Origin of the sequence: Neisseria sp. HMSC078C12, from assembly GCF_001838065.1 — a bacterium.
In the GTDB taxonomy this organism is placed as follows: Bacteria; Pseudomonadota; Gammaproteobacteria; order Burkholderiales; family Neisseriaceae; genus Neisseria.
In genome coordinates, this window is the sequence record NZ_KV835608.1 from 177,343 (window position 1) to 189,634 (window position 12,292).

Below are 12,292 nucleotides of genomic sequence, written 5' to 3' on the forward strand. Positions count from 1 at the left end.
TTTTTTGGAAGACATCAATGAGCGTCATCAAAGACCTACAATCGCGTGGCTTAATCGCGCAAACTACCGACATCGAAGCCTTAGACGCTTTGTTAAACGAACAAAAAATTTCCCTCTATTGCGGTTTTGACCCGACGGCCGACAGCCTGCACATCGGCCACTTGCTGCCTGTATTGGCATTGCGCCGTTTCCAACAAGCCGGCCATACGCCGATTGCTTTGGTGGGCGGCGCGACCGGTATGATCGGCGACCCAAGCTTTAAAGCCGCCGAACGCAGCTTGAATTCTGCTGAAACCGTTGCCGGCTGGGTAGAAAGCATCCGCAACCAACTGACCCCTTTCTTAAGCTTTGAAGGCGATAACGCCGCCATTATGGCGAACAACGCCGACTGGTTCGGCAGCATGAACTGCCTCGACTTCCTGCGCGACATCGGCAAGCATTTCTCCGTCAACGCCATGTTGAACAAAGAGTCCGTCAAACAGCGTATCGAGCGCGACGATGTGGGCATTTCCTTTACCGAATTCGCCTACTCCCTGCTGCAAGGCTACGACTTTGCCGAATTGAACAAACGCCACGGCGCGGTTTTGGAAATCGGCGGCTCCGACCAATGGGGCAACATCACTGCCGGTATCGACCTGACCCGCCGTCTGCACCAAAAACAAGTATTCGGCCTGACCCTGCCTTTGGTCACCAAATCAGACGGCACCAAATTCGGCAAAACCGAAGGCGGCGCGGTATGGTTGAACGCGAAAAAAACTTCTCCGTATCAGTTCTACCAATTCTGGCTGAAAGTGGCCGATGCCGATGTGTATAAATTCCTGAAATACTTTACCTTCCTGTCTATCGAAGAAATCGATGCCATCGAAGCGAAAGACAAAGCCAGCGGCACCAAGCCAGAAGCGCAACGCATTCTTGCGGAGGAAATGACCCGTCTGATTCACGGCGAAGAAGCCCTTGCCGCCGCCCAACGCATTTCTGAAAGCCTGTTTGCCGAAGACCAAAGCCATCTCACCGAAAGCGACTTCGAGCAGCTGGCACTCGACGGCCTGCCGACTTTTGAAGTTTCCGAGAGCCTCAACGTGGTGGAAACTTTGGTGAAAACCGGTTTGGCGTCTTCCAACAAAGAAGCGCGCGGTTTTGTCAACAGCAAAGCGGTTTTGCTCAACGGCAAACCTGCCGAAACCAACAATCCGAACCATGCCGCTGAAAAACCTGACGATGCCTATATGCTGACCGACGAACACAAACGTTTCGGCAAATACACCATCGTCCGCCGCGGCAAACGCAACCACGCTTTGTTGGTTTGGAAATAATCTTGAAACATTAAACGCATCGTTTAAAACAATCATGCCGTCTGAAATCAGCCCACGCTTTTTTTTCAGACGGCATTTTATATTGATGATATTCAGTTTTCCCAAAAAGAAAGGACAGGTTTTACACCTGCCCTTCTATTAAATAATCCAATTCTTTAAGCAACTTTTATCGCTTACTTACTGCAAACGCTCATTTTCTTGACGGACGGCATTCACTACGTCCGCGCCAAACAAAGCGTTGACATCGGTTTCATCAAACACATATTTGCTATGGCAGAAATCGCAATCGATTTGAATGCTGCCTTGTTCCGCCACCACGCCGCCAACTTCCTGACCGCCAAGCATCAACAGCATATCGCTGACTTTGCCGCGGGAGCAGGTGCAGGCAAATTCAATGGCTTCCGGCTCAAAAACGCGGGGCGGGGTTTCATGGTAAAGGCGGTAAAGGGCGTGATGAGCGTCCAAACCGGTCAATTCTTGCGGAGTAAGCGTTTGCGCAAGCGTGGTCACATGTTCCCACGCAGCATCATCCAATTCTTCCTCCGGCAGACGTTGCAGCAATAATGCACCTGCGGCGTGGTCGTCGGCGGCAAGCGTAATATAGGTATCGAGCTGCTCGGAACGTTTCATATAGTTGACCAGCATTTGCGCAATGCTGTCGCCTTCCAGCGGGACAACACCTTGCCAAGGGTCGGCATCTTTAGGCTGATGGGTCAAAACGAACACGCTGTTTTCGCCCAACAGCGCAGTCAGGCTTTCGTCATCACGGATTTCAGCGTTTTCGTCCCAACGGGCGGTAGCGCGGACAGTATTTTCAGAAGTCGCTTCCACCACCAACATTTTCAGACGGCCCTGACCTTGAACCTGAACAATCAGCGTGCCTTCGTTTTTAAGGTTGGCAGACAATAAAGAGCCGGCGGCCAGCAACTCGCCCAAAGCGCGGCGGATGGCGACAGGATAATGTTTTTGGTTGACGATGTGTTGCCAAACCTTTTCAAGGCGGATGTGCATACCGCGGATAGGCATATCGTCAAAGATAAAGCGTGTACGGATATCGCTGTGATTTTGTGTCATGTCAGTCTCTGAAAATAAATCAATGAATGCCGCTTATATGGTTGCAGCGGCGGATAAATCAAGCGAAACCGCGCCCGATGTTTTTCTAGTTCGTTTGGAAACAAGGGTTTAACGCAAAATAACAGCAGTTTTTTTGCCAAAAAGACAGTTTTTTAATACAATCAAGCAGATAACAAGAGAATGATACGGGATAACATCTCAGAAACCGGCAATGTGCCTGCAATCGGCAGGGAATGCCTTCTGAAACGGAAGTTTTTATAATGAATTTTTTACTCCGGCTCGCAGCAGTTTGGACTTCGGTCGCCATGCTCGCGAGCGTCAATTTTTCTTATGCCGATGATTTGGAAAACCTGATTACCACCCGTCAGCATGTTTTAAACCAATTCAACGACAACGCCAACGTTTACGGCAATACGCGTCAGGCAACCCCTGTCCACCCCGTCAATACATACTCCGCCCCAAGCAACAATACGCGCGCCCCTTCAGGCAATGCAGACGAATTGATCGGCAGCGCCATGGGCTTGCTCGGCGTGGCCTACCGCTACGGCGGCACATCGGCTTCTACCGGCTTTGACTGCAGCGGCTTCATGCAACACATCTTTAAACGCGCCATGGGCGTGAACCTGCCGCGCACCTCTGCCGAACAGGCGCAAATGGGCGTTGCCGTAAGCCGTTCGGAATTGCAACCGGGCGACATGGTCTTTTTCCGCACCATGGGTCGCGGCCGTATTTCCCACGTCGGCCTTTACATCGGCAACAACAATTTCATTCACGCGCCGAGAACGGGCAAACGTATCGAAATTACCAGCCTCGGCCACAAATATTGGAACGCGAAATACGCCTTCGGCCGCCGCGTGAAGAAAAACGATCCATCCCGTTTCTTGAATTGAGGTACATGATGGCGATGCCGCAAATGCCCAAATGGTATGACGACGACGGTCAAATTGTTTCCTGCACCGAAAAAGTCAAAGTCATGACCGAAAACTTGAACGAACTGTACCAAATAGCGCAGGACGCATTTGAAGATGCGCTGCTGATGGGTTGTTCCGAAAAACAGTTGCGCGAATACTTCCGCGACTTAATGGCCGGACTGGAAAACCCTTATCAAAAAAACGGTTAGTTATTCGATCCATATAAAAAAGGCCGTCTGAAAGTTTTTCAGACGGCCTTTTTTATCGGACAGATCCCCTACCCTATTGCTAACATTCCACCACGCGCACGGATACTGGGACGGCTTTTTTCTGCAAGGTAATGGCCAGGCCTGCGAGTGAGGTTTCTTTGTAGGTTGCCTTCATATCGCGGCCGGTTTGCAGCATGGTTTGAATCACTTCATCAAGTGAGACTTTTTTGTCTGTACCATCTTCCAAAAGCGCGAGGGTGGCGAGCTTGAGGGCTTTTTCGGCGGCGATGCCGTTGCGCTCGATACAGGGGATTTGCACCAAGCCGCCGACAGGGTCGCAAGTCAGGCCCAAGTGGTGTTCCATGGCCATTTCGGCGGCGTTTTCCACTTGTTTCGGGGTACCGCCGATAACTTCGGCGTATGCGCCCGCCGCCATGGAACATGCCACGCCGACTTCGCCTTGGCAACCGACGTCTGCGCCGGAAATCGACGCGTTGGTTTTATACAAAATACCGATGGCACCGGCAGTCAGCAGGAAATCTTCAACACGCGATTGGTTGGCGTGTGGATTAAATTTTCGGAAATAGTGCAAGACGGCAGGAATAATGCCTGCCGCGCCATTGGTAGGTGCGGTGACGACGCGGCCGCCGGCGGCGTTTTCTTCATTGACCGCCATGGCGTACACCATCGGCCAAAGTTGGGTATTGACGATTTCGCTCTCGCGCAAGACTTTGAGTTTGGCTGCCAATTGCGGCGCGCGGCGGCGGACGTTCAAGCCGCCCGGCAGCTGCCCTTCCGCACCCAGGCCGCGCTTGATGCAGTTTTCCATCACATCGGCCACGGCAGCCATACGGCGGCGGACTTCCGCCTCATCGCAACCTGCCAACGCCGCTTCATTGGCCAACACAACTTCGGAAATATTCAACTGGTTCAGACGGCATTGTGCCAACAACTCGTCGCAGTTTTTGTAAGGATATGGCACGTCTGAATTTTCCTGCGCTTCTTGTGCAAACCCTTCATCTGTTACGATAAAACCGCCGCCGACCGAATAATAAATCTGCTCTTTCAGCTTCAGGCCGTCTGAATTGTAGGCGATAAAGTTCAAACCGTTCGGATGTTTGGGCAACACTTTATCGCCGCGGATATCCAAATCTTTTTCGGGATTGAAGGTCATTTCACGACCGTTGAGTTTTAAAACGTGCTGCGTGCGGATGCGTTCCAAGCGTTTGGGGATGTCTGCAAGCGGGATATCGTGCGGCAGGCTGCCTTCCAAACCGAGCAATAATGCATCGAATGTGCCGTGTCCGATACCGGTCAAAGCAAGCGAGCCGTACACTTCAATGACAATGCGCGCCACTTGTGTATCCAAGTTTTCGGCCTGCAGCAAATCGGCAAAAGCGGCCGCGGCCTTCATCGGGCCGACGGTGTGCGAGCTGGACGGGCCGATGCCGATTTTAAAAATATCAAAGATACTGATCATAAGGTTTTCCTATCATTGTGTGTGCGGGCTGGCTGTTTTTCAGACGGCCTTAAGGCCTAAAGAGGAATCTTTCGCGCCGCTTGCCAATGCAAGTACCAAATGTCCGACAACCATCAAAGGATCGCCTGCTTCCGGCGAGGTGTATTTCAGCGTCAGCGGTTTTTTACGCAAGGGTTCGTAATGGCTGACTTCACACTGTGAGGCCTCTAAACTTGCAGAACCGGCACGGTATTTGTACGCCAACAGCCGTAAATTGTTCAAGTCCATCTTCATGCCGTTGTCCAGCAATTCGCGCAACTGATTTTCCCAGGCAAGATCGGTACTTCCGTCTTTAATGGCAATCAGGATGGACTTTTCGAGGATTTTTTTGATGTGCTGATTCAAGGAGCGGATTGGGAAATGCCCCAGCCACAACAAATCGGTCTCTGCAAATTGGGCGGAAAACTGCTCTATAAACCAAGAGTGTAAGCCTCGATAATCCGGCGAATGAAACAGGGTTGATTTAACCTTATTGCCATCTTTATCCAGCATGTAATGGCTGCCGATAATCATGCTGCAAGATTCAGCAGCCCATCTGGGAACAATGACTTTGGGGGTAAAAAGCGTTTCGAGGCGTTGCTCGGTAAATTGCGTGGTGAAATCGGGGTTGTATTGCAACGATGTCGGCAAATAGCCGCGCCAAAGGTACATACCGATCCTGTTTTCGCCGATGACATCCAAAAGTTGTTCCAGCATGATACGGCTAGGACATGAAATAAATTCGTCCGCATCCAGCGGAAAAACGAAATCTATCGCTTCGTCTTTTGCTACAAGCTGCTTCATCAGCTGGTTGACCAATTGCTCATGATTAAACTTGAGCGCTTGATATTGATAGATAAATATTGGCAAACCTTCTTCTTTCAATTGAATCAGGATTTCCCTTGTTCCATCGCTGCTGCCGTGATCGATGATGTGCATTTCATCCATCAGCTCGAGATTATGACGGACAAACGATTCGATCACGTCGTTTTCGTTGCGCACCATGCTGATGCTGATTAGTTTTTTTCCCATAAATTATGCAATGTATTGATAGGTTTTAATCATTTTTCAGACGGCCTTGATCCAGCCGGCAATGCGTTTTTCAATCGCTTCGGCACTCAAACCCAAGTCGTCCAACAGTTTTTTTGGGTCGCCGTGTTCGGTAACTTTGTCTTCTACACCCAACAGCAACACCGGTTTGCAGATACCGTGTTTCGCCAACACTTCCAACACCGCGCTGCCTGCGCCGCCTTGTTCGGCGTTTTCTTCGGCGGTAACGATGTAATCGTGGCTTCGGGCGAGACGGACGATCAGTTCTTCGTCTATCGGTTTGACAAAGCGCATATCGGCAACGGTCGCGTTCAGCTTGTCGGCGGCGGCCAATGATGGGGCAACCATGCTGCCAAAGGCGATAACGGCAATTTTCTCGCCTTCGCGACGGATGATGCCTTTGCCGATTTCAACGGTTTCCAGGCCGTCTGAAACGGTTGCCCCCGTGCCTGTACCGCGCGGATAACGGACGGCGGACGGCGAATTTGCCTGATAGCAGGTTGAGAGCAGCAGGCGGCATTCGTTTTCATCGCTGGGTGCGGCAATAATCATGTTCGGCACGCAACGCAAAAAGCTCAAGTCGTACAAACCGGCATGGGTCGGGCCGTCTGCACCGACAATACCTGCGCGGTCGATGGCGAACAAAACAGGCAGGTTTTGCAGGGCAACGTCGTGCACCAACTGGTCGTAAGCGCGTTGCAGGAAAGTGGAGTAAATCGCCACGACAGGCTTGATGCCTTCGCACGCCAAACCGCCGGCAAAGGTAACGGCGTGTTGCTCGGCGATACCGACATCGAAATAGCGGTCGGGGAATTGCTGTTCAAACTCAACCAAGCCGCTGCCCTCGCGCATGGCAGGCGTGATGGCAACCAAACGCTCGTCCGCCGCCGCTTGGTCGCACAGCCATTGGCCGAACACTTGCGTATAAGTCGGTTTGGCTGCGGCAGGTTTCACTTCCGGCGCAGGCACTTCGCTCGGCAACTTGGCGACGGCGTGGTATTTGACAGGGTCGTTTTCGGCGAATTTGTAGCCGTTGCCTTTTTTGGTGATGACGTGCAGCAACTGAGGGCCTTTGCGGCCGCGCAAGTCTTTTAATACGTCCACCAGATTTTCAACGTTGTGGCCGTCAACCGGGCCGGTGTAACGGAAACCGAAGTTTTCAAACAAAGACAGCGACTGCTTGGCGTGTTCCGCTTCGCCTGCCAAGGTTTTGATTTTATTTTCGACTTTTTGGGCAAGCTCCATCGCGCCGGGCAATTTGTCCAATACTTTGCTCGATTGGGCCTTGATGGTGCTCAACAGGCCGTGCATATCGCGCACGACGTTGCTGGCGAGGTATTTCGGCAGTGCGCCGACATTGGGGGAAATCGACATTTCGTTGTCGTTGAGGATGACCAGCAAATCGACATCCGTATCGCCTGCGCAGTTCAGGGCTTCAAACGCCTGACCCGCCGTCATGGCGCCGTCGCCGATGATGGCGACGCTACGGCGGTTGTTGCCCAACTGTTTGTCCGCAACGGCCATGCCCAAGGCCGCGCCGATGGATGTGGAAGAATGGCCTACGCCGAACGCGTCGTATTCCGACTCGCTGCGTTTCGGAAAACCGGCCAAACCGCCGTATTGGCGCATGGTGTGCATTTGATTTTTGCGGCCGGTGAGGATTTTGTGCGGATAGCTTTGATGGCCGACATCCCAGACCAAATGGTCTTCGGGTGTGTCGTACACATAATGCAGCGCCACCGTCAGCTCGACTGCACCCAAGTTGCTGGCGAAATGGCCGCCCGTCTTACCGACGGAATCCAACAGAAATTCGCGCAATTCGGCGGCGACTTGCGGCAGCTGTTTTTTCTCCAGACGGCGCAAGTCCTGAGGCGTATCGATCATATCGAGCAAAGGGCTTGGGTTCATGATTTTTGGCGGTGATTTTTTGTGTAACGGACGATTATATCAAGAGATTGCACAACTTGTTACAAATGCTTTCAGACGGCCCGAACCTTTATCCTTTATAATACTGCCAACTGAAAACACAAGGCCGTCTGAAATGACCCAAAACGCAAACAACCTCTGCTGGCTCGATATGGAAATGACCGGCCTCAACCCGGAACACGACCGCATTATCGAAGTCGCCATGATCATTACCGACTCCGATTTGAACGTACTGGCGCAATCGGACGTTTACGTCATCCATCAAAGCGACGAATTGCTCGACAGCATGGACGAGTGGAACACCGCCACCCACGGCCGCACCGGCCTGACCCAACGCGTGCGCGAATCCAAACTGACCGAAGCCGAAGTCGAGCAAAACCTGCTGGACTTCATGTCCGCATGGATACCCGAGAAATCCACGCCCATGTGCGGCAACTCCATCCATCAAGACCGCCGCTTCATGGTCAAATACATGCCGCGTTTGGAAGCCTATTTCCACTACCGCAACTTAGACGTATCCACGCTGAAAGAATTGGCCAAACGCTGGAATCCGGCCGTTGCCAAAAGCGTGGTCAAACGCGGTTCGCACAAGGCATTGGACGACATCCTCGAAAGCATCGAAGAAATGCGCCATTATCGCGAGCATTTCCTCAAACTCCCTTCCGAACAATAATCCCAAGGCCGTCTGAAACCGGTTTGACACCGTTCAGACGGCCTGATCGGCTTCCTTCATCTCATGAAAATCACCAAAATCTTTACCTTCGATTCCTCGCACATGCTCGACGGGCATGACGGCAAATGCCAAAATCTGCACGGCCACACCTACAAACTCGAAATCACCGTCTTCGCGCCCGTTATCCAAGGCGGTGCAAAAGACGGCATGGTGATGGACTTTACCGACCTGAAAGCCATCGTCAAACAACACATTACCGACCCGTTCGACCATGCCTTCATCTATCACGGCGACAACGAACGCGAAAGCCAAATCGCCGCGCTTTTGGAAGGCTGGAACATGAAAACCCTGCGCCTGCCCTGCCGTACCACCGCCGAAAACATGAGCGTAGAAATGTACGGCCGTCTTAAAAACGCCGGTGTCAAAGTGTGCAGCGTGAAATTATGGGAAACGCCGACTTCGTGTGCGGAATATGAAAGGGAATAAACCACCACCCTCTATTTTTCAGACGGCCTGTTCCCATAAATACCTCATACACTAAACATCAAAAGGAATCCTCATGAAACTCCTCTCCACCCTCCTCGTCCTCTTCGTCGCTGTCGAACATTTCTACATCGCCTGGCTCGAAATGACGCAAATCCCAAGCGAAAAAGCAGCAGAGCTGTTCAACATGCCTTACGAATTTATGGAACAAAAGCGCGTGCAAACTCTGTTTTCCAACCAAGGCCTGTACAACGGCTTCCTCGCCATCGGCTTGGTATGGGCTCGCTTTGCCGCACCCGACAACGCTGTTTACGGCGCAACCATCCTGTTCCTCGGTTTCGTCCTCATCGCCGCCGCATGGGGCGCGTTTTCATCCGGCAACAAAGGCATTTTGTTCAAACAAGGCTTGCCGGCATTTTTGGCCGCCGCAGCCGTCATTGCCGCTTAAGCACACACCAGCCATTCTTTCCTATTGAACTGACAGAAAGAATGGCTGCCTCAACCGATTTCTCAAAACGCTTCACGACAACAACTCAATCCCGCACACCTAATATTCATGACCATTCACATCACGCCGAACAATCCCCAATACCGCATTGTCGAAATCTTTGAAAGCCTGCAAGGCGAAGGCTGGAACACAGGCATGCCCGCCGTTTTCATCCGCTTGGGCAAATGCAATCTTGCGTGCAGCTGGTGCGATACTGACTACCTCAAATTCGGCATGATGAGCCTATCCGATATTTTGGGCCGTCTGAAAACCTACACGGCGCGCAACATCATTATTACCGGCGGCGAACCCACCATCCAACCGCATTTGGATACCCTGCTCAACGCACTCAAAGCCGAAGGCTATTTTCTGTGTATCGAAACCAACGGCCTCAACCCCGCTCCGCCGCAAATCGACTACGTTGCCACCAGTCCCAAAGCCTGTTACGCCGCCAAATATGAAAAAAGCTGCATCGAAAAAGCAGACGAAGTGCGCATTGTCGCCGACGGCGAAGTCATTGCGTTTTGTCAGGAAATAGAACGCAAAATCCGCGCCCGACATTACTATCTCTCGCCTTGCGAACAAGACGGCGCGATGAATATCTACGACACCATCCGCCAAATCGGCGTGTTAAACAGCCGAGCCGATGCCCCCGTCCATTGGCAACTGAGCGTACAAACGCATAAGTGGGCAGGAATAGAATAATTCGTTTAAAATCAATCAAAAATTAAACCTTTACAAAATATTGAATGTAAATACCATTCGATATTCGACCAAATGCACTACTGGCAAAGCGCTCAGGCCGTCTGAAACCCTATTTCAGACGGCCTTTTTTTGTTACAAACCTCTTGACCGATTACATAAGATTACGTAAAGTGTGCAACAGTTTTCATAAATTGGTAAAACCAATTTACCTGATAACTAACCGCATCTGAGGATGCAAATATCTATTCGAAAAACATTTATTGCTCAACACATCGTATCAAACCGCCATCGCATTGACGGTTATGGTGCTTGTTGCCCCGAGGATATTCCTATGGCTCTCTTTCTCAGCATTTTCCCCATCATCCTGCTGATTTGGCTGATGGTTAAGAAAAACAGTATGCCGTCTTACATTGCGCTACCGATTACCGCCGCGCTGATTTACGTCATCAAACTGTTTTATTTCGGCGACAACGCCATGTTGCTCAACGCAACAGCCGCGTCCGGCCTCGTTTCTACCCTGACCCCGATTACTGTGATTTTCGGTGCCATTATGTTCAACCGCATGATGGAAACCACCGGCTGTATCGACGTCATCCGCAAATGGCTGGCCACCATCAGCCCGAACCCGATTGCCCAATTGATGATCATCGGCTGGTCTTTCGCCTTTATGATCGAAGGCGCGTCCGGTTTCGGTACGCCTGCCGCCATTGCCGCGCCGATTCTGATGAGCTTGGGCTTTAATCCGCTGAAAGTAGCCATCTTCACTTTGGTGATGAACTCCGTACCCGTTTCCTTCGGCGCGGTAGGCACACCGACTTGGTTCGGCTTCGCACCTTTGGGCCTGGATCAAAAAAGCATTATGGAAATCGGTATGCAAACCGGCGTCATGCACTTCTTCGCAGGTTTCATCATCCCCGTCATCGGCTTGAGCTTCATCGTGCCTTGGGCTGAAATCCGCAAAAACTTGGGCTTCATCGGTATCGCCGTCTTCTCCTGTACCCTTCCTTATGTCGCATTGGCAATGGTCAATGAAGAATTCCCATCTCTGGTTGCCGGCGCAATCGGCCTGTTGGTATCCGTATTTGCGGCAAACCGCGGCTGGGGCTTAAGCAAAGATTACGCCAAAGACCCGAACGCAGAAAAAGTACCTTTCGCACAAGTTGCCAAAGCACTGGCCCCTTTGGGTATGCTGATCGGCATGCTGGTGGTCACCCGTATCAAACAGCTGGGCATCAAAGGCCTGCTGACCAGCAAAGAAGAATGGTTCAGCTTCCAACTGCCGTTTGATTTGTCCAAAATCACCGTCAGCGACTCCCTGACCATCACCTTCGGCAACATCTTCGGCCAAGGCGTAAACGCTTCCTACCAAACCCTCTACGTTCCGGCATGGATTCCGTTTGTCTTCACCGTTTGGATCTGCATCCTGCTTTATAAAACCAAATTCAAAGACGCCTGGGCTTTCTACGCTGCAACGTTCAACCAAACCAAAAAACCTTTGCTTGCCCTGATGGGTGCGCTGATTATGGTTCAACTGATGATGGTTGGCGGCGATGACTCCATGGTGAAAATCATCGGTAAAGAATTTGCCGCGATGGCAGGCGAACACTGGGTGTACTTCTCCCCATACTTGGGCGCAATCGGTGCATTCTTCTCCGGTTCCAACACTGTATCCAACCTGACCTTTGGTCCGATTCAACAACAAATCGCGCTTGATACCGGCCTGTCCGTTACCCTCATCCTCGCCCTGCAATCCGTCGGCGGTGCAATGGGCAACATGGTCTGCATCAACAACATCATCGCCGTGTGCAGCGTGTTGAACGTGAACAACGCCGAAGGTGCGATCATCAAGAAAACTGTCATCCCGATGAGCATCTATGGCGTCATCGCCGTGACTATCGCTTCAATTTTCTTCTTGTAAACCGCTTCATATCAAAGGCCGTCTGAATATTCAGACGGCCTTTTT

The 12,292-nt window shown here is 51.5% G+C and carries 12 protein-coding genes; 8 read left to right on the forward strand and 4 right to left on the reverse strand.

All coding sequences use genetic code 11. The features are described 5' to 3' along the window. Window positions 1-17: 17 nt before the first annotated feature. Window positions 18-1,313 carry a tyrosine--tRNA ligase gene (gene tyrS / locus HMPREF2596_RS05885; protein WP_070850220.1) on the forward strand — a complete coding sequence of 432 codons (1,296 nt, stop codon included), beginning with the start codon at window positions 18-20 and terminating at the stop codon, window positions 1,311-1,313. A 177-nt stretch (window positions 1,314-1,490) separates the two neighbouring features. On the opposite strand, the gene hslO is transcribed toward tyrS, so the two are convergent. Next, window positions 1,491-2,387, reverse strand: coding sequence for an Hsp33 family molecular chaperone HslO (gene hslO, locus HMPREF2596_RS05890; RefSeq protein WP_070850222.1), 897 nt, complete (start codon window positions 2,385-2,387; stop codon window positions 1,491-1,493). Window positions 2,388-2,647: 260 nt separating this feature from the next. Between hslO and HMPREF2596_RS05895 the strand changes: the two genes are divergently transcribed. Further along, window positions 2,648-3,277, forward strand: coding sequence for a C40 family peptidase (locus tag HMPREF2596_RS05895; RefSeq protein ID WP_070850223.1), 630 nt, complete (start codon window positions 2,648-2,650; stop codon window positions 3,275-3,277). Window positions 3,278-3,285: 8 nt separating this feature from the next. Then, on the forward strand, window positions 3,286-3,507 hold the full coding sequence (locus HMPREF2596_RS05900; protein WP_004519529.1) for a hypothetical protein: 222 nt from the start codon (window positions 3,286-3,288) through the stop codon (window positions 3,505-3,507). Window positions 3,508-3,586: 79 nt separating this feature from the next. Here the strand turns inward: HMPREF2596_RS05900 and HMPREF2596_RS05905 are convergent, their stop codons facing one another. From HMPREF2596_RS05905 to dxs, 3 genes are read right to left on the reverse strand one after another with little or no spacing between them, the layout of a single operon-like run. Continuing rightward, window positions 3,587-4,987: an L-serine ammonia-lyase gene (locus HMPREF2596_RS05905; protein ID WP_070850225.1), complete on the reverse strand. Its 1,401-nt coding sequence runs from the start codon at window positions 4,985-4,987 to the stop codon at window positions 3,587-3,589. 39 nt (window positions 4,988-5,026) lie between these two features. Next, window positions 5,027-6,037 carry a glycosyltransferase family 2 protein gene (locus tag HMPREF2596_RS05910; RefSeq protein ID WP_070850227.1) on the reverse strand — a complete coding sequence of 337 codons (1,011 nt, stop codon included), beginning with the start codon at window positions 6,035-6,037 and terminating at the stop codon, window positions 5,027-5,029. Window positions 6,038-6,073: 36 nt separating this feature from the next. Next, the gene (dxs, locus tag HMPREF2596_RS05915) at window positions 6,074-7,963 is read right to left on the reverse strand and encodes a 1-deoxy-D-xylulose-5-phosphate synthase (protein ID WP_070850229.1); all 1,890 of its coding nucleotides are present in this window, start codon (window positions 7,961-7,963) and stop codon (window positions 6,074-6,076) included. Window positions 7,964-8,096: 133 nt separating this feature from the next. Here dxs and orn point away from each other — a divergent pair, with 133 nt between their 5' ends. The 5 genes from orn to HMPREF2596_RS05940 all read left to right on the forward strand — a co-directional run bounded on the left by orn (window position 8,097) and on the right by HMPREF2596_RS05940 (window position 12,247). Continuing rightward, window positions 8,097-8,654, forward strand: coding sequence for an oligoribonuclease (orn, locus tag HMPREF2596_RS05920; RefSeq protein ID WP_049322503.1), 558 nt, complete (start codon window positions 8,097-8,099; stop codon window positions 8,652-8,654). A 63-nt stretch (window positions 8,655-8,717) separates the two neighbouring features. Further along, the gene (queD, locus tag HMPREF2596_RS05925; RefSeq protein ID WP_070850231.1) at window positions 8,718-9,140 is read left to right on the forward strand and encodes a 6-carboxytetrahydropterin synthase QueD; all 423 of its coding nucleotides are present in this window, start codon (window positions 8,718-8,720) and stop codon (window positions 9,138-9,140) included. A 73-nt stretch (window positions 9,141-9,213) separates the two neighbouring features. Beyond that, complete coding sequence (locus HMPREF2596_RS05930; protein ID WP_003748902.1) at window positions 9,214-9,585, forward strand: DUF1304 domain-containing protein; 372 nt, start codon at window positions 9,214-9,216, stop codon at window positions 9,583-9,585. Window positions 9,586-9,693: 108 nt separating this feature from the next. After that, window positions 9,694-10,329: a 7-carboxy-7-deazaguanine synthase QueE gene (locus tag HMPREF2596_RS05935; RefSeq protein WP_070850233.1), complete on the forward strand. Its 636-nt coding sequence runs from the start codon at window positions 9,694-9,696 to the stop codon at window positions 10,327-10,329. 331 nt (window positions 10,330-10,660) lie between these two features. Then, a complete protein-coding gene (locus HMPREF2596_RS05940) occupies window positions 10,661-12,247 on the forward strand; it encodes an L-lactate permease (protein ID WP_070850235.1) in 1,587 nt (528 codons plus the stop codon). Window positions 12,248-12,292 lie beyond the last annotated feature (45 nt).